Annotated in this window: 16 protein-coding genes; 6 read left to right on the top strand and 10 right to left on the bottom strand. The window is 51.1% G+C overall.

Features of this window, described 5'->3' with window-relative positions; all coding sequences use genetic code 11:
* Positions 1-27: 27 nt before the first annotated feature.
* The 6 genes from ACFQ2I_RS05800 to ACFQ2I_RS05775 form a co-directional block, all read right to left on the bottom strand.
* Entirely contained in the window at positions 28-744 is a 717-nt protein-coding gene (locus ACFQ2I_RS05800) for a cytochrome c biogenesis CcdA family protein (RefSeq protein ID WP_377562729.1), read from the bottom strand.
* Positions 745-746: 2 nt separating this feature from the next.
* The gene (locus ACFQ2I_RS05795; RefSeq protein ID WP_377562728.1) at positions 747-1,424 is read right to left on the bottom strand and encodes a hypothetical protein; all 678 of its coding nucleotides are present in this window, start codon (positions 1,422-1,424) and stop codon (positions 747-749) included.
* On the bottom strand, positions 1,421-2,548 hold the full coding sequence (locus ACFQ2I_RS05790) for a sensor histidine kinase (protein WP_377562727.1): 1,128 nt from the start codon (positions 2,546-2,548) through the stop codon (positions 1,421-1,423). The genes ACFQ2I_RS05795 and ACFQ2I_RS05790 overlap by 4 nt, the downstream gene beginning before the upstream one ends.
* Positions 2,535-3,236 (bottom strand): response regulator transcription factor, encoded by a 702-nt coding sequence (locus tag ACFQ2I_RS05785; protein WP_377562726.1) that lies wholly within the window; start codon positions 3,234-3,236, stop codon positions 2,535-2,537. The genes ACFQ2I_RS05790 and ACFQ2I_RS05785 overlap by 14 nt, the downstream gene beginning before the upstream one ends.
* A gap of 177 nt (positions 3,237-3,413) precedes the next feature.
* The gene (locus ACFQ2I_RS05780) at positions 3,414-4,790 is read right to left on the bottom strand and encodes an MATE family efflux transporter (protein ID WP_377562724.1); all 1,377 of its coding nucleotides are present in this window, start codon (positions 4,788-4,790) and stop codon (positions 3,414-3,416) included.
* Positions 4,791-4,839: 49 nt separating this feature from the next.
* Positions 4,840-5,397, bottom strand: coding sequence for a TetR/AcrR family transcriptional regulator (locus tag ACFQ2I_RS05775; RefSeq protein WP_377562723.1), 558 nt, complete (start codon positions 5,395-5,397; stop codon positions 4,840-4,842).
* A gap of 215 nt (positions 5,398-5,612) precedes the next feature.
* Between ACFQ2I_RS05775 and ACFQ2I_RS05770 the strand changes: the two genes are divergently transcribed.
* Both ACFQ2I_RS05770 and ACFQ2I_RS05765 read left to right on the top strand, forming a co-directional pair.
* Positions 5,613-6,908: a serine hydrolase domain-containing protein gene (locus ACFQ2I_RS05770; protein WP_377562722.1), complete on the top strand. Its 1,296-nt coding sequence runs from the start codon at positions 5,613-5,615 to the stop codon at positions 6,906-6,908.
* Between the two features lie 57 nt (positions 6,909-6,965).
* Positions 6,966-8,057: a nitric oxide synthase oxygenase gene (locus ACFQ2I_RS05765; protein ID WP_377562721.1), complete on the top strand. Its 1,092-nt coding sequence runs from the start codon at positions 6,966-6,968 to the stop codon at positions 8,055-8,057.
* Between the two features lie 99 nt (positions 8,058-8,156).
* Here ACFQ2I_RS05765 and ACFQ2I_RS05760 read toward each other — a convergent pair whose 3' ends face one another.
* Positions 8,157-8,339: a hypothetical protein gene (locus tag ACFQ2I_RS05760; RefSeq protein ID WP_377562720.1), complete on the bottom strand. Its 183-nt coding sequence runs from the start codon at positions 8,337-8,339 to the stop codon at positions 8,157-8,159.
* A 195-nt stretch (positions 8,340-8,534) separates the two neighbouring features.
* On the opposite strand from ACFQ2I_RS05760, the gene ACFQ2I_RS05755 reads away from it, so the two are divergent.
* From ACFQ2I_RS05755 to ACFQ2I_RS05745, 3 genes are read left to right on the top strand one after another with little or no spacing between them, the layout of a single operon-like run.
* Positions 8,535-9,398 (top strand): class I SAM-dependent methyltransferase, encoded by an 864-nt coding sequence (locus ACFQ2I_RS05755; RefSeq protein ID WP_377562719.1) that lies wholly within the window; start codon positions 8,535-8,537, stop codon positions 9,396-9,398.
* Entirely contained in the window at positions 9,395-10,147 is a 753-nt protein-coding gene (locus ACFQ2I_RS05750; RefSeq protein ID WP_377562718.1) for an RluA family pseudouridine synthase, read from the top strand. Before ACFQ2I_RS05755 ends, ACFQ2I_RS05750 begins: the two co-directional genes overlap by 4 nt.
* Positions 10,144-11,403, top strand: a complete 1,260-nt coding sequence (locus ACFQ2I_RS05745; protein ID WP_377562717.1) for a CapA family protein — start codon at positions 10,144-10,146, stop codon at positions 11,401-11,403. The genes ACFQ2I_RS05750 and ACFQ2I_RS05745 overlap by 4 nt, the downstream gene beginning before the upstream one ends.
* Positions 11,404-11,411: 8 nt before the next feature.
* On the opposite strand, the gene ACFQ2I_RS05740 is transcribed toward ACFQ2I_RS05745, so the two are convergent.
* Positions 11,412-11,819, bottom strand: coding sequence for a MarR family winged helix-turn-helix transcriptional regulator (locus ACFQ2I_RS05740; RefSeq protein WP_377562716.1), 408 nt, complete (start codon positions 11,817-11,819; stop codon positions 11,412-11,414).
* A 193-nt stretch (positions 11,820-12,012) separates the two neighbouring features.
* Between ACFQ2I_RS05740 and ACFQ2I_RS05735 the strand changes: the two genes are divergently transcribed.
* A complete protein-coding gene (locus ACFQ2I_RS05735) occupies positions 12,013-12,180 on the top strand; it encodes a hypothetical protein (protein WP_377562714.1) in 168 nt (55 codons plus the stop codon).
* On the opposite strand, the gene gyrA is transcribed toward ACFQ2I_RS05735, so the two are convergent.
* Both gyrA and parE read right to left on the bottom strand, forming a co-directional pair.
* A complete protein-coding gene (gene gyrA / locus ACFQ2I_RS05730) occupies positions 12,161-14,617 on the bottom strand; it encodes a DNA gyrase subunit A (protein WP_377562713.1) in 2,457 nt (818 codons plus the stop codon). The two genes, ACFQ2I_RS05735 and gyrA, sit on opposite strands and share 20 nt — an antisense overlap.
* Before the next feature lie 12 nt (positions 14,618-14,629).
* The gene (gene parE / locus ACFQ2I_RS05725; protein WP_377562712.1) at positions 14,630-16,600 is read right to left on the bottom strand and encodes a DNA topoisomerase IV subunit B; all 1,971 of its coding nucleotides are present in this window, start codon (positions 16,598-16,600) and stop codon (positions 14,630-14,632) included.
* Between the last annotated feature and the right edge of the window lie 317 nt (positions 16,601-16,917).

Here is a 16,917-nt window from a genome sequence, read left to right as displayed (position 1 = left end):
TTTTCTTTTATATTCTTTTATATTCCTTTATATTAGAAATGGGGTGTACGGGGCTAGCCAAGCACTGAGCTTCTGAAGCTGTCCCGTATAGACAAGCAGCCCCATAGCAACAAGCAACCAGCCATTCACTTTGGACAACGTCGGCAGCCAGCGGTTCACTCGTCTCAGCAGCTCTAATGAATACGTCAGCATCAGGGAGATTAACAAGAACGGGACGCCAAGGCCGATAGAATATACTAAGAGAAGAAGCATACCGCTCATTAGCGTCTCTGACGTTCCCGCAAGCAGCAGGATAGAGGATAAAGCCAGTCCCACACATGGCGTCCAGCCGGAACCGAAAGCCAGTCCCAATACGAATGATCCCCAACCCTCTCCGCGACTTGGAGCGTTAGCCCCCCATTTTCCGTTCATCATAAGCATGCGAAGCGTCAATACACCGGCCATTTGCAAGCCAAACACAATAATGATGAATCCGCTTATTTTTTCTAGCAACTCTTTATTCCCGGTTAAAAATTGACCTATTAAACTTGCAGAGGCGCCCATTGCAACAAATATGACACTAAACCCGGCAATAAAGCCGAGTGAGCGCGCCATCAGCAGCTTTTTGTTCACGTTCATTTTATTATCTTCGATGACAGACCCTGTCAATTGTGATATATACGCAGGAAGCAGCGGAAATACACAGGGAGAAAGAAATGACAAAATCCCTGCCAACAATGCGACGAGAAGTGTCGTTTGTTCCAAGATCAGCTCTCCTTTCCGGCAGCTTTGCCCCGGTTAAAATGCGCCCAATAAGCGATGAAGATAAACGTCCCCCAAATGAGCTGTTCCAATGAAAATCCTATAACGATGCCTTCCCTGTATTCTCGAAAAAAGGGAAGACCAAACATGGCCAGAAAATACCAGATTGTCAAGCGGTGAACCACGGCAGGTGAGGAAGGACTGCTTCGCCTTATCAGGAAGTACCCGGCCATGACGATATTCAGTAACGAAGCAAGCATATGAAATATCGTCTCTCTATCAAATGCAACGGTGCTCAGCAAATAATAGATGCCCATTCCTGCCGTCCATCCCATTAGCAAAAGCTCTCCATAACGGATAAACGGAAATCTTAGCCTGTGCATGCGCCATGCCGTATAAAAGATGGCCACAGCGATGCCGAGCCATACACCGCGCTGGCCGCCATTGAAATATAGCAGTGATATCGGATGCTGAACGATAGACTTTATATCGAACAAGATTGGACTCAGCTTCCATACGAGCAGTCCGATTACAAAGGCATTGACAAAAATCGAAACTGCCGCATCCTCATTCTCCCACTTTCCCTTACGTCCTTTGAGCGTCAAATAACCGGCAATGGCAGCTGCTATGACGAACAAAAGTTTCAAATCGATTAACAGCGGCCCAACCCGTAATATATTCATGGTATCCCCTCCCCGTTCATTTCCTTCCTATCCATGCTGTCGCTTAACGGTATTGAGAACCAGAACTCATGAATATCTCCTTCCTGAGATCGCAAGCCAATCTTGCCATGATGCTGTTGAACTATTTCAAGTGCAATGGCGAGACCAAGTCCTGATCCGCCGGATTGCCTATGGCGCGACTCGTCTACTCGCATGAATCGTTGGAACAGTTGCGTCCGCTTGACTTCCGGGATCGGTTGCCCTTGGTTTCTTACCTTTACAACATACTCCCCATCAGCTGCTTCCCCTTCCACCTCCAGCCACCCGCCTCTGTCATATTGTATGGCGTTGCTTAGTAAATTGGACATGACCTGACGCAATCCCCGTTCATTTCCTATCCCCATGCCCGGCTCTGTTTGCGCCACATATCTGATATGCTTTCTCTCCAACTCCAGTTCGAATGCTCCTGCAGCCGACTGTATCAGTTGATCCATCGCAACAGGCTGTAGATCATGCTTGGTCAGCCGCTTCGCTTCCCAGATCGCTAACTGATGCAGTTGGTCCACCAAATAGGTCAGATGCAGCGCTTCTTCATGCAGAGAGGCATACAGCTCCTTATCGCCTTGAAGCACCCCTGAGCTTAGAGCCTCCAAATACCCGTTTAAATTGCTAAGCGGCGTTCGCAGCTCATGCGAAATATCGCTTAGCATCGCTTTACGGCTCTCTTCCGCATCTTTTAATGCGTCGATCATCGCATTGAAATCCCGGCTAAGTTGTCCGGTTTCATCGTTAGACGTCACCTTGATCCGCTCAGGATACCGACCTTGCGTCATGAGACGGGTTGATTTTGCAAGATTTTGCAAGGGAACAATAACTTTGCGCATCAGCAACAGATAGATAAGGGCAGCCACAATGACGGCAATCATGCTGGCTCTGATCAAATAATATTGCATCGTATCATTGAAGATGGCTTGTCTCTCTTCTCCGATGAAAGCATAGCTATCGACAAGCAGACAGGCAAAATCCTTCACCGACACCCCAACGAGCCAAATGACAACAGCTATCACGATACTGTTAATGAGCGTCATCTTCCAGACGATGCTTCTGTTCCAGAATAAAAGGGATTCCTTGTTAATAGGCAGCAAAGCGATACCCCATTCCTCTAACGGTGTCGATCAGCTTCTCGTCTTCATTAACCCGTTTCAATTTATCTCGCAGCTTGCTTACATGAACATCTACTGTACGATCGATCACCGATCTCTCATCATTGGGATAGAGCTCCTCCAGTATTTGCTCTCTCGTGACGATCTGGTTGGGGTGTTTCATGAAGAAGTGCAGCAGACGAAATTCATGTTGCGTCAGTTCGATCGCCTCCCCCCTGTAGGTCACTTCCCCCCTATTTGGCCGCAAGGTCAACTCCCGATAGGAGATCTTGCTGCACTGATGCGGCGTTCTGCGCAGCACCGTCTCAACCCGCACGACCAGTTCCTTCGGACTGAACGGTTTCGTTACGTAGTCGTCAGCACCTAACTGAAGCCCATAAATGCGCTGTTGCTCATCCACTTTGGCAGTCAGCATAATGATAGGAACGTCGCTTCGTTTCTCTCCGCGAATCCACTGACACAGCGCCTCGCCGCTTTGCTTGGGCAGCATCAAATCCATAATGACGAAGCAAGGCTCAACGCGATTGAACAGCCTCTGGGCTTCTTCTCCATCACCGGCCTCCCATACTTCGAAGCCTGCATTTTGAAGATAGATACGGATAAGCCGTCTTATTTTTTCGTCATCCTCTACGACGAGTATGCTGTTATGCCCAAGTTTATTTTGTTCCATCCTTCTTCCATCCCTTCCGATCCAGTTCGGACATGATCTCAATCCAGCATTCCGTATGATAGCAGGCCTATGATTACATTAACTATTATAAGCAGGCATTGTTAAGATTCGTTAAAGCCGGACAATGACAAAAAGCTGCCATACCCGCTTATTAGCTGGTCTGACAGCTTCCTCATGTTAAGTTATCTTCAATCCTGTCATATCTTCACCTTTATACTGCTTCTGCACCTTAATCAGCCTGACCGCGAAACCCGCTGCCGCGCAGGTAAGTCCAATGATGATGCCTGCCCAGAACCCATACGGACCAAGCTCTGTAAATGCCGAGAGGGCATAGCCGGCCGGAATGCCTACGATCCAGTAGGACACGAACGCGATCATGAACGGCTTCTGAACATCCTTATACCCCCGCAGCACACTCTGCAATGTGATCTGAAGCGTATCCGACAACTGATAAATGATGGCAATGATCAGGAAGACGACGGCCATGGCGGCCACATCCGGCTCCGGATCGTACAATTGCACGACAGGCATTCGTGTAAAGTACAGAATAACGGAGCATAGCGCGATAATGGCAACGCCTCCCGCCACTCCAAGCAACGAGTATCGTCTTGCCGCCTTCAGTCTTCCTCCGCCGACGGAATACCCTACGACGATAGTCAGCGCCATGCCAATGCTGAGAGGAATCATGAAGATAAGCGATGTGACGCTGAATGCTATCTGGTGGGCGGCGATCGTATTCGTGTCGAACATAATGCCCATCATGAGTGTGACAACAGCGAAGATGCTTGTCTCGAAGAAGATGGACAGGCCAATCGGGATGCCCACTCCGAGCAGCTCCTTCCACACTTTCCAGGAGGGCTTCGTCCAATCCAGGAACAGCCTGAAGCCTTGAAGCGCCTTTACTTTGAACGTCATCCACATACTGATGATGAACACAATCCAGTAAGTAATCGCCGTTGCATAAGCTGCGCCGATTCCGCCAAGAGCGGGCAAGCCGAAGTTGCCGAATATGAAACCGTAATTGAGCAGCATGTTGAACGGCACTGCCAGCAATATAATAATCATCGAAATCCGTGTGAAGCCTTGTGCATCGAAGAAGAATCGAAGCACATTGGATGCGAATAGCGGAATTATGCCCAGTGATAGACCGATAAGATAGTGCAGCGCAATATGCGCTACATCCGGCTCAAGTCCCATCCTGCCCAACAGCGGATCGATGATCGCCCCTCCTCCAGCGACTACTGCGACAGCGATCAGTACAGATACATACAGCGCTTGTGTGACGGTGCGGCCAATCTCTTCCCTTCTTCCGCTTCCGACCAGCTGGGCTACGATAGGAGATACTGCCATTAATATACCGTTAATGCCTGTCATTATCGGCATCCACAGACTGGATCCCATTGCGACTCCCGCCAGATCGGCCGTGCTAACCTGGCTGGACATCATCGTATCGACCAGATTCATGGCATACAGACTGATCTGCGTAATCATGATGGGCCATAAGATGTGTGAGAATAGCTTTATTTTTTCCTTCCATGTTTCAACGTGATACATCGTATTGCTTCCTCCAATTGTGACTGAATTGCCGGTAACCGTATCGCATCTACTCTGTCGTCGAGATTGCCCTGAGTCCGTCCCAGAAAATACTCCATACCGCTTCCATTCTCCTCTCCGCCTTCTCCTTATCGCTATAGACAAGCTCGATACAGATCGCATCGACTAGAGCCATGAAGGCCAGAGTGGCCGTCTCCGGATCCCGCCACATATCGCCGGCGCGTGCCGCCTCGCGGAACCGATGCAGGAATAACTCATGAATCTGTTGAAGGTGTTCCCCCGTGTAGCGATCAATCTCGTCATAGAGATGAGGGGGAGGGTAAAAGGATACTCTCAAGCAAAATTTCAATCTGCTCTCGGACTGATAAGTAATGATATAACTTTGCAGGATTCCGTATAAGCAATCATGAAGCGACAGGCAGCCGCTATGCTGCAGTTCCGAATTCAGACGGTCCAGCTCGGCCGTGAAGGAGTCTTTCAATACTTGCAGGAACAGATCGTCCTTGCCTTTGAAATGAGCATAGATAGACTGCTTTTTGAGGCCCACTTCATCCGCGATGCCTGCCAATGACGCACCTTCGTAGCCATAGTCCGAAAACATTTTCAACGCTGCCTCTTTAAGCGCCTGACTCATACTTCTCACCTCGAATCCCGATTAACGAACGTTCGTTAATAAAGCTATCAAAAAAAAGACGCTTTGGCAAGCTCCGCTGTCACGATATCCATTCACTTCCAACATCTTGGTCTGTCCCGCATGTTTTCCTTAAGATGACAGATGCATGATATAATGAATGCGTTTGATGCATAGGAGGAGGAAGGTTTATGCCAGATGTAAATAAAGATAAATTATTGCAATATATGGATAGATATACAGCAAGATGGCCGTTCAGCGGCGTTATTCTAGCCGCTCGAGGCAACGATGTGGTTGTGCAACGCGCATACGGAAGCGCCAATCTGGAACTGGACGTGGCCACTGACTATCATACGAAATTCCGGATATGGTCCGTTACGAAATCATTTACCGCCATGGCAATTATGCAGCTTTACGAGCAAGGCAAGCTGTCGCTTGACGATCCCTTGTATCGATACTTACCGGAATTAAGCCGTCATGATGTGATCACGATCCGTCATGTGCTCCAGCACGAGTCCGGATTGAGAAACTTCACCACGGTGCCGGAATTCAACAATCACCTCAACAAAATCAAGCTTCGCGAAGCGGAGTTCTTCGAGCTGCTGAACCGCTTTCCGTTAGACTTCAAGCCTGGAAGCTTGTTCTCGTACAACAATACCGGCTATTACCTGCTTGGCCTTGTCATTGAGCGCGTGTCAGGGCAATCATTCGAGCATTTTGTAACGAAGCATATTCTGCACCCGCTTGACATGATGGAGACGGGCATAGATACGGGTGACAAGCTCATTCCCGGCATGGCTTCCCCTTACACCTCATCGGGTGATGGAATGGTCCCTGCCGAGTACATATACATGGGCAATGTCTCTGCGGCGGGAGGCATGTTCTCCACCGCAAGCGATCTGTTCAAGTGGGCCAGGGCGATCCAGGAGGAGAAGCTGCTGTCTCCGCGGACTTATCGGGATGTGTTCGGCAATTCGGAGGCCAAGTACGGGATGGGCTGGTTTCTGAAGGAGCGGAGCGGCAGGCGCAGAGTGTTCCATGGCGGAGCGTATCGCGGCTTCCGCAGCGAGCTTCACTGCTATCCCGACGATGAGCTCACTGTCATTTTACTTACGAATTATGACATCGTACCCGTGACATATCTGGCCGATACGATATCCGATATTCTGCTGGGCGAAGAAGCAACTGTCCCGGACTTCCCGCCTGTCGTTCCTCTGTCTACGCAGCAAATTCAGCGTTACGTGGGCACGTATGAGGATTTCGGGTGCAAGGCGGTCGTAGACATGGACGGTGAAGAGCTGTTTTTCCTTTGGAATGACAGGCATCGGGTGCCCTTCTATCCTGTTGGAGAGCATCAGTTCCATCATAAGTGGGCGCATTGGTCATATAGCTTTAAGGCAGACGACGACGGCACTTTCAGCTTCCTGGGCATGCGCAAGACGACTGCTCCCGAATCTTTTCCGATTTGTTCACAACTGGACAGCTAGCCCAGCTACCTAACTTGCTATAATAATGGCAACAATTGAAGCAACAGGAGAATGAACATGAGCGATATCGCAACAGAAGAACGACTATATAAGCAAGCGGAGGAATACATTCGGGACAGCTACAATGAGCGGGGTATTCCTCACTCGCACATGCTCGTCCGGCTATCCGATATTCGCGAGGAGATTAACGAGACGGGCACATATGTCCACACTGTCGATGAACTGACTTATGGCGCGAAGCTCGCATGGCGGAATAGCAACCGCTGCATCGGCAGATTGTTCTGGGAGTCATTGTCTGTCATTGACGCGCGTTCTGTGACGAATACGGACGAGATGGCCCATGTACTGTTCCGGCACATTCGGGAAGCGACGAACGAAGGACGCATCAAGCCTATGATCTCCATCTTCCCTCCCGCTTCAAGCAGCGCTGTCAAACCTCCTCGCGTATGGAATCATCAGCTGATCCGCTATGCCGGTTACGATACGGCAAGCGGCGTTATAGGCGACCCCTCATCCGTCGCTTTCACCAAGACCTGCCTGTCACTCGGCTGGCGGGGAGCCGGCACTGCATTCGATGTCCTTCCCCTCGTTCTCAGTCTGGAGGACGGAGAACCTGGCCTGTATCCGATCCCGGAGGAGCTTGTCAAGGAAGTGACTATCGAACATCCTCATATTGAAGGAATTAGAGAGCTTGGCTTGAGATGGTATGCCGTACCGTTCGTCGCAGATATGCGCCTGGAGATCGGAGGCATCCAATATACAGCTGCTCCGTTCAATGGCTGGTACATGGGAACAGAGATCGGGGCGCGCAATCTGGCGGACGAGAATCGCTACGACAAGCTGCGCGACGTAGCGGAAGTCATGGGGTTGGACACGACCAGCGCATTCACGCTATGGAAGGATCGCGCGCTGGTGGAATTGAATATTGCGGTGCTGCATTCCTTCAGGGAACATGGTGTTACCATTGTCGATCATCATACGGCGGCGGGACAGTTCAAGAGGTTCCAGCGGAACGAGATCAAGAACGACAGAGAGGTGACCGGTCGCTGGTCGTGGCTCATCCCGCCGCTATCTCCTGCGACTACACACCTGTTCCACTCGTCTTACGATGACGTGATTAAGCTGCCGAATTACTTTTATCAGAAGTAGCATGACGCAAGTGCGAGTAATCAATTAGCGAATAGACTAATGCCTCCACCCACTGATATATGGTGTTGGAGGCATCTTCAACTGTCCTAGCGTTGTCTTTCATTGCTGCAAGCGATAGCGGTGCCCGCAAAATTTGCATTGAAAGACGACGCTATCTTCTCCGATTGTAACCGTCAAAACATCGTCATCCTCCAACTCCAAATACTCTCTCCCTGCGTCGTCCCGGTCTCCTGCTGTAAAAAATACGGCCTTATTGCCACAAATACATTCCAGTTGCATCATATCTCTACACCTCTCTATTTCATTGACCGGCAGCACTTTAGCCAATCTAATCCTGTTTTGCTTGACCTCATCTGTACCGGTTGCTTTCGCCAATGCCATTCATTGCTTACTTTCCCTTGCTTCGTTATAATAATCGATGACATGTTGTGATACAAGTACGATGAACATGATGTTAATAGGGAAGGAATTTTACGAATGTACTTAGCAGACCAATGGACAGACTTTGAAGTGATCGATACCGGGGACGGAGAGAAACTGGAGCGATGGGGAAGCCATATTCTTCGCCGGCCAGATCCGCAAATAATATGGCCGATAGCCGACGAAAGCGGGCAGTGGCTGAAAGCAGACGGACGTTACTACCGCAGCTCTTCCGGCGGCGGCAAGTGGGAGATGCGCCCGGACTTGCCGGAGAGATGGACGATCTCATACGGGGAGCTCAACTTCCATATTAAGCCGACCAGCTTCAAGCATACCGGCTTGTTCCCGGAGCAAGCTGTGAACTGGAGCTGGATGATGGACAAAATTCGCGCAGCGGGGCGACCGATCCGCGTTCTGAACCTGTTCGCATATTCCGGCGGGGCGACTGTGGCGGCGGCTTCGGCAGGTGCCGAGGTGTGCCATGTCGACGCCGCCAAGGGAATGGTGCAATGGGCCAAGGAGAATGCACAGCTGTCGGGTCTGGAAGAGGCGCCGATTCGCTATATAACGGACGACGTCTTCAAATTCGTGCAGCGAGAGCAACGACGTGGCCGCCAATACGATGCCATCATTATGGATCCCCCATCTTACGGGCGCGGTCCAAAGGGCGAGACCTGGAAGCTGGAGGAAAGCCTTTACCCGTTCCTGCAGACCTGCACGACTATATTAAGCGACAAACCGCTGTTCATGCTTATCAATTCCTATACGACAGGTCTTTCGCCTACGGTGCTGCATAATCTGCTGCACGCAACGATGAAGCAGCGCTATGGCGGGACGATCAGCTGCGGCGAGATCGGATTGCCCATTACGAGATCGGGCTTGCACTTGCCATGCGGCATACTGGGCAGATGGGAAGCATGATGCGCATCCCCATCTTGTATGAAGACAATCACTTGCTTGTCGTCGCTAAGCCACCCGGCATTCCTTCACAAGGGGATGAATCGGGAGACCTCGATATGCTGACGCTGCTCAAGCTGGATTTGAAGGAACGTTACAATAAGCCAGGCAACGTCTTCTTGGGGCTCGTACATCGATTGGATCGTCCTGTTGGAGGTGCGATGGTATTCGCCAAAACATCCAAAGGCGCATCCCGATTGTCCGAAGCGGTTCGTAGCCGGCATTTCGGCAAAACGTATATGTGCATAGCGCAAGGCAAGCCTGCGGTATCTGAAGCAGACCTCATCCATTACATCCGCAAGGATCAGAAGCGCAATCAAGTCGCCGTTTTCGATAAGCCTGCCCCGGATGCGAAGGACGCGCGATTGTCGTATCGCATCGTCGCAGCCGATGAGGAACGCAGCCTTATCGCTGTCAAGCTCCACACCGGCCGGCCCCATCAAATAAGAGCGCAGCTGGCGCATATCGGTTGTCCGCTTGTCGGTGACATGAAGTATGGCGATTGCAGAGGCGCAGCTTCCAGTCATATTGCATTGTGGTCGACGTCCTTATCGTTCCCCCATCCCGTTACCAAGGAGCAAGTGACCTTCCACTCCGTACCGGATTCTACGGGGATATGGAGTAGGTATACAAATGAACAATTGGAAGCCGCAGCCGCCTGCTACACGGGGGATGACGATATTCCAATCCATAAGAAAGGACGATACCTATGAGACTTAGCAGCAAATCCAAATTATGGACGGCCGTTGCCGTCCTAATGACGCTTACCTTATTGGGCGTCCTTTACTTGCTGCTCACTTATTCCGATCCCGAACAGCCTCTCCGCCATCCTCCTGCAGAAGGAGAGGACGGACGGCAGCCACTGTCCGTTCACTCTACCGGAGAGCCTGCGCCAACTGCATCTCCCCCGCCGACTCCTGAGCCTACCCCTCAATTTTTGGATGCCGTATGGATCGGCGTCGGCGACGTCATGAGCCATACGCCTCAGCTTCCAGGCGCTTATGACGCAGCATCGAAAACGTACAATTTCGACCCTTATTTTGCAGGAGTAAAGCCGATCCTGGAGAAAGGAGACTGGGTGATGGCCAATCTGGAGACGCCGATCGCGGGTGCTTCCTTCGGATATACCGGTTATCCCACCTTCAATGCGCCGGTGGAACTGGCGGAAGCGTTGAACAATGCCGGATTCAACCTACTCTCAACTGCCAACAACCATTCACTGGATAAGGGAGAGAAGGGACTGCTAGCAACACTGGACAATCTGAGAGAACTCGGCATGCAGCATATTGGCACGGCTGCTTCCCAGGAAGAAGCCGATACGCTTGTCATCTCAGAGAAGAATGGGATCAAGATGGGGCTGCTTGCGTACACGTACGGCACGAATGGCATTCCTGTACCGGAGGGCAAGCCATATCTGGTAGCGCTCATCGACGAGGAGAAAATAAAAGAGGATATTCATAGACTACGCTCCAGTGGCGTTGATCTCATTACAGTAGCGCTTCATTTCGGATCGGAATATCAGACACAGCCGAACGAAGCTCAAAAAACGCTGGCGCGTTCGCTCGCGGCGGCCGGCGCGGATATTATTGCCGGTTCTCATCCCCATGTCGTGCAACCGTACGAGATCGTCGACGCATTCGATGAAGAGGGGCGCAAGCGGCAATCACTCATCATTTATTCCATGGGCAACTTTATTTCCAATCAGCGGGGTGACTGGAAGGATTACGGCGTTATCTTCAAAGTCCACATTCGCAAGCAGCTGCCGGAAGGCATCATCCAGCTCCGAGAAGTTGAAGCGATTCCTACCTGGGTGCATCGGTACAAGCCGGATCATGCCTACCGCTATCGTATTCTGCCTGTAGAGGAGACGATTGCCGAGGCAACCGACGAGTTGCTTGTCCCCGAGCAGTATGCCACGCTCCAGAAGGACTTGGCTGTATTGAAGGAAAGACTGGACAGTATGAAATAATTAATAAATTAGGAACTTGCAACCTTCCCTAGCAAATAAACAAGAAGCTGTTGGTTATGGGACGAAATGCGATCCAGCGACCGCTCGATTAATGCCTTGCGGATCGCATTCCCCCGCGCCGCTTCCGCTATCCCCTTATCGGAGACGGCGATCCATACGAGCCGCCGATCCGCTTCATCCCGCTTCCGCACAAGAAGCTCGTTCCGCTCCATGCGATCCAGCAGTGTCGTAATCGCTGCCGGCGAGATGGACAAGTGCTGAATCAGATCCGACGGTTTCATCGGCTCGGGCGATTGCAGTAGCAGCTCAAGCACATTCAGTTGGCTCTCCGTCAGCGGAGCGAGCGATTGCTCCAGATGAATTCTCCAATCCCGAGACAACTTCGTCCACAATCGGGTGAAATCTTCCGCGATCATTATGTCACCTGCCCTTAGTCAATTTAGTATTCTTCCTCCATTATAGCAATTGAAAATGTCGAATTAAAGGTTAACGCAGTTAATAGTTTGCGCGATTAATCGATATAATCTCGAACGATTTGACAGACACAGACATATACTGAGACGACAGCCCATGGCTATGGGCGATTCGATTGCGGGGAGCGTGATTGCAATGGAGGACAGAAAAGCTGAGGTTATCGCTCGAATTAGAGCGTATGGCATTATAAAAGACCCACAATGGCTGGACCGCCCGGATGAGCTTGTGCCATTGTGGGTCATGCTAGAAGCTATGCTTGAATTATTAGAGCGTCTGGATCCGCCTAATCGGCCTTTTGACTAATGTCCGGCACGGTTCGAATGAAGGTGGAAATGATACGGTCATCCTTCGCTATGCCATAAAATGGCTTGCCTACAGATTTCCGTTCATCAATTGGTGCCTTCTCCGAGTTCGCAACCTGCTTGTCGCCATTCGCTGTAATCGCCATAATATCCAGCGGCTCCCGGCAGTAATAAGCCGCCACAATAACAGTGCCGTTGGAACGAACCCGCTTACCTTCCTTGAACTCGAACGTCTGCACGCCTCTGCCGCCCCGTCCCTGAATCGGATAATCAAGCAGCAATGAACGCTTGCCGTAGCCGATATCTGATACGACCAGAATCTCACCTTCATCATCATTGACCCATAAGGCGGCAACCAGTTCGTCGTCCTTCAGCTGCATGCCTCTTACGCCGGCTGCCACTCTTCCCATGGGGTTCACTTCCGACTCCATGAAGCGAATGCACATACCGTCGCGGGATACAAGAAGCAACTGGCCTGTGTTGTCGCTCGTCGCTACACTGATAATCTCGTCGCCGGCACCGACCTTGCAGGCCGCTACTGCAGTGGAACGACTTGTCATATACTCCTTCAACTCCGTCCGCTTCACTTGACCTCGTTTACTGACGAACACAAGCGACAGCGCAGCGGAGAAGTCCTTCACGTGGATGACACTGACGATCGCATCGTCCTTCTGCAGGGGAACGATATTCACGACAGCAGTGCCCGTATCCTTCCACTTGAACTCAGGAATCGCATGGACGGGCAAGGAGAAGTATTGACCCTTCTTCGTGAACAAAAGCAGATTGTCAATCGTATTAACCTGCAATAGCGTCGTAATGACATCGCCTTCCTTCACGCCTGCACTGTCAAGCTCGCCCCCTGAGCGGGTGAATGACAGCATGCTCGTCCGCTTCATGTAACCGTCTTGGCTTAACGTGACGAGCACATCCTCTGGCTGCACAAGCACCTCCAGATTCACTTTTAGCTCCTCCACTTCGCCTTGGATATCAGAACGGCGCTCGATGCCGTACTTGTCGCGAATCTCGGTCAGCTCATCCCGGATGACGCCTAACAGCTTCCGCTCGCTGTCGAGAATCGACCGCAAGTATTGGATTCGCTTCATCGTGTCGCGATGCTCCTTCTCCAGAGACGTGATTTCCAAATTGGTGAGACGGTACAGTTGAAGAGTAAGAATGGCATCAGCCTGACGCTCCGTAAATCCGAACTTGGCAATCAGATTGTTTTGCGCATCGGATCGGTTTTTGGAAGCTTTAATCGCTGCGATGACGTCATCCAATATGGTGAGCGCCTTTACGAGTCCTTCCAGCACATGCGCCCGATCCTCTGCCTTCTCCAGCTCATAGCTGGTGCGGAACGTCACCACTTCCTTCTGATGTTCCACATAAGCAGCCAGCATCGCTTTTAGTCCCAGCTGTTGCGGCGCTTTGCTCACGATGGCGACCATATTGAAGTTATAGGTCACTTGCAGATCCGTCTTCTTCAGCAAATAGGCTAATATGCCCGCGGCATCAGCATCTTTCTTCAACTCGACGACGATTCGCAACCCGTTGCGACCGCTCTCATCCCTTACCTCGGCGATACCTTCGACCTTCTTCTCCAGCCGAATATTCTCCATCGCTGTAACAAGCCTCGACTTCACGACTTGGTACGGAATTTCCGTAATCACTAATTGTTGCTTGCCGCCACGAAGGTCCTCAATTGCTGTTTTCGAGCGGATATGTATTCGCCCTTTGCCGCTCTCATACGCCTCGCGAATCCCTTCGCCGCCCATGATAAGTCCTCCGGTCGGAAAGTCAGGACCCTTCACGATGCTCATCAATTCCTCTAGCGTGATTGCAGGGGATTTCATATAGGCGATGCAAGCATCAATGACTTCGCGCAGATTGTGAGGTGGAATCTCCGTTGCGAATCCGGACGAAATGCCGCTCACGCCGTTAACGAGCAGATTGGGATATCGCGCCGGCAGTACGACCGGTTCCTTCGTCGTGTTGTCGAAGTTGTCCTTGAACAGCACGGTCCGCTTGTCGATATCGCGAAGCAGCTCCATTGCGATCTTGGACAGCCTCGCCTCGGTATAGCGCATCGCCGCCGCAGGATCGTCATCCAGAGAGCCCCAGTTGCCGTGACCGTCTACGAGTGGATGCCCCATCTTCCAGGGCTGAGCCATGCGCACCATCCCTTCGTAGATGGACGAGTCGCCATGGGGATGATAGTTGCCCATGACGTCGCCGACCGTCTTCGCGGATTTCCTGTATGGCTTGTCCGGCGTATTGCCGGAATCATACATCGCATACAGAATGCGCCGCTGTACCGGCTTCAGTCCGTCCCTTACGTCCGGAATAGCCCGATCCTGAATAATATATTTGGAATAGCGCCCGAATCGGTCGCCTACGACCTCTTCCAGATACGCCGGCAAAAATTGCTCCAGAATACTCATGCGTTTCTCTCCCTATTCTTCGTATTCCGTAAAATCGACATTTTCGATTATCCAGCGCTTGCGCGGATCCACTTTGTCCCCCATCAGCGTGGACACTCTACGTTCCGCCTTGGCAGCATCCTCAATGCCTACTTGCAGCAGCGTTCTTGATTCCGGATTCATCGTCGTCTCCCACAGTTGATCCGGATTCATCTCACCTAAGCCTTTGTATCGCTGCAACTCCACGCCTTTGCCGAATTCTTTCATATAATTTTGCAACTGCTCGTCGCTCCATGCATACCGGATTGTTTCCAGCTTGCCTGACTTTTTGGTCATTTTGTAGAGTGGCGGCTGAGCGATATAGATTCGTCCACTGTCGATCAGCGGCTTCATATACCGATAGAAGAAGGTGAGCAGCAGCACCTGAATATGAGCGCCGTCCGTATCGGCATCCGTCATAATGATGATTTTGTTGTAATTGCTCTCCTCCGCTTCGAATTCAGGCCCGACGCCCGCTCCGATCGCAGCAATAATCGCTTTGTATTCCTCATTTTTCAAAATGTCGACCAGCTTCGCCTTCTCTGGATTCATCGGCTTGCCCTTAAGCGGCAGAATCGCCTGATGCTTGGAATCGCGACCTTGCTTGGCCGAACCTCCGGCAGAGTCTCCCTCAACGATGAACAGCTCGTTGCGTGTATAATCCTTGGACTGAGCCGGTGTCAGTTTGCCGCCTAGATTGGAGCTCTCACTCCGCTTCTTGCCGCTGCGGATTTCCTCTCGCGCCTTGCGTGCCGCTTCCCTTGCCTTCGCAGCTTGAACCGCCTTCTTCAAGAGCGATTGTCCAACCTGCGGATTCTCCTCCAGGAATACGCCCATATTGTCTGCCACTACGGCATCTACCGCACCGCGCGCTGTCGAACTGCCGAGCTGGTCCTTCGTTTGGCCGACGAACTCCACTTCAGACATTTTAATGTTAATGACCGCCATCATGCCTTCCCGTAGATCGTTACCGTCCAGATTTTTATCCTTGTCCTTCAGCAGACCCATCTTGCGGGCATATTCATTCATAACTCGAGTATAAGCCGTCTTGAATCCCGTCTCATGCGTTCCGCCGCCCCGAGTCGGAATAGAATTGACGAACGAAGCTAGTGTCTCGGTATAACCATCATTGTATTGAAGCGCTACCTCCACCTCAATATCCTCGCGCTCGCCTGTGAAATGAATCACATCATGAAGCACGTTCTTATCTTCGTTCAAAAACTGGACGAATTGACTAGCTCCGCCTTCGTAGTGGAACACATCTTCCTTGCCGTGACGTTCGTCCTTAATCGTTACCTTCAAGCCGGAATTCAGGAAAGCAATTTCCTGAAGGCGCTCAGCGAGAGTGTCGTAATTAAATGTCGTTCCGTTCTGGAACACCCGAATGTCAGGCTTGAAGGTAACCTTGGTTCCTGTGCGATTCGTATTCCCTGTCACTTCCAGACCCGTTACCGGCTCGCCTACATGCTCCTTGCCGGTGTCGTCAATCCAGTATTCGAAGCGCTGCTTATGCGTCTTGCCGTCGCGGAATATTTCCACCTCCAGCCACTCCGATAAGGCGTTCGTCACGGATGCCCCTACGCCGTGCAAGCCGCCTGACTTCTTGTACCCGCTGCCGCCGAACTTGCCCCCGGCATGAAGAATGGTGAACACGACCTGCGGCGTCGGAATGCCCGTCTTATGGAGTCCAGTCGGAATGCCTCGTCCGTTGTCATATACCGTTATAGAGCCATTCTTATGAAGTGTCACGTCGATTGCATTGCAGAATTTAGCCAGATGCTCGTCCACAGAATTATCGACAATTTCCCATACGAGATGGTGCAAGCCGGAAGTGCTGGTGCTGCCTATGTACATGCCAGGACGCTTTCTTACAGCGGTCAATCCTTCCAATACCTGTATATCATCAGCCTCATAATTTCGATTTACGGCTGGTGCGTTCGCGAATAAATCTAATTGTTCAGTCATGAGCTTCCCCCAATCAAAGTCCTCTTTGACATGCCTCAAGCTATTTTAATGCAAAATATCCACTTTCGTAAAGACAGTTCGCAGGATGCAGCCCGATATAAAGTAACACAATATGCGCATCATAGCAATGGTAATCGCTTGCTGCCCACGTCCAAATCAACAAATAATTGTGAAATATTCCATATTGACACCATGTTACCATGGTTTGCATTTGCTCTTGTCATTATGCCAGAAGGTAAAAATTCTTGTCCGGTGATTCAAATGAGTACTTGTATCAGGCATTGAAAAAAGGGCTTTCGCCCTTCTTCCCGTACCGC

This window comes from Paenibacillus chungangensis, from assembly GCF_042675905.1.
GTDB classification, from domain to species: Bacteria; Bacillota; Bacilli; order Paenibacillales; family Paenibacillaceae; genus Pristimantibacillus; species Pristimantibacillus chungangensis.
Note: the sequence above shows the minus strand (reverse complement) of the source record. Positions and strands in the feature narration are given on the sequence as shown.

Bases quoted from the DNA above. Each gene is read 5' to 3' on its own strand.
- parE (WP_377562712.1), bottom strand. From the start codon at position 16,600: ATGACTGAACAATTAGATTTATTCGCGAACGCACCAGCCGTAAATCGA.
- ACFQ2I_RS05785 (WP_377562726.1), bottom strand. From the start codon at position 3,236: ATGGAACAAAATAAACTTGGGCATAACAGCATACTCGTCGTAGAGGAT.
- gyrA (WP_377562713.1), bottom strand. From the start codon at position 14,617: ATGAGTATTCTGGAGCAATTTTTGCCGGCGTATCTGGAAGAGGTCGTA.
- ACFQ2I_RS05780 (WP_377562724.1), bottom strand. From the start codon at position 4,790: ATGTATCACGTTGAAACATGGAAGGAAAAAATAAAGCTATTCTCACAC.
- ACFQ2I_RS05740 (WP_377562716.1), bottom strand. From the start codon at position 11,819: ATGATCGCGGAAGATTTCACCCGATTGTGGACGAAGTTGTCTCGGGAT.
- ACFQ2I_RS05755 (WP_377562719.1), top strand. From the start codon at position 8,535: ATGTACTTAGCAGACCAATGGACAGACTTTGAAGTGATCGATACCGGG.
- ACFQ2I_RS05745 (WP_377562717.1), top strand. From the start codon at position 10,144: ATGAGACTTAGCAGCAAATCCAAATTATGGACGGCCGTTGCCGTCCTA.
- ACFQ2I_RS05765 (WP_377562721.1), top strand. From the start codon at position 6,966: ATGAGCGATATCGCAACAGAAGAACGACTATATAAGCAAGCGGAGGAA.
- ACFQ2I_RS05735 (WP_377562714.1), top strand. From the start codon at position 12,013: ATGGAGGACAGAAAAGCTGAGGTTATCGCTCGAATTAGAGCGTATGGC.
- ACFQ2I_RS05795 (WP_377562728.1), bottom strand. From the start codon at position 1,424: ATGAATATATTACGGGTTGGGCCGCTGTTAATCGATTTGAAACTTTTG.
- ACFQ2I_RS05770 (WP_377562722.1), top strand. From the start codon at position 5,613: ATGCCAGATGTAAATAAAGATAAATTATTGCAATATATGGATAGATAT.
- ACFQ2I_RS05750 (WP_377562718.1), top strand. From the start codon at position 9,395: ATGATGCGCATCCCCATCTTGTATGAAGACAATCACTTGCTTGTCGTC.
- ACFQ2I_RS05760 (WP_377562720.1), bottom strand. From the start codon at position 8,339: ATGATGCAACTGGAATGTATTTGTGGCAATAAGGCCGTATTTTTTACA.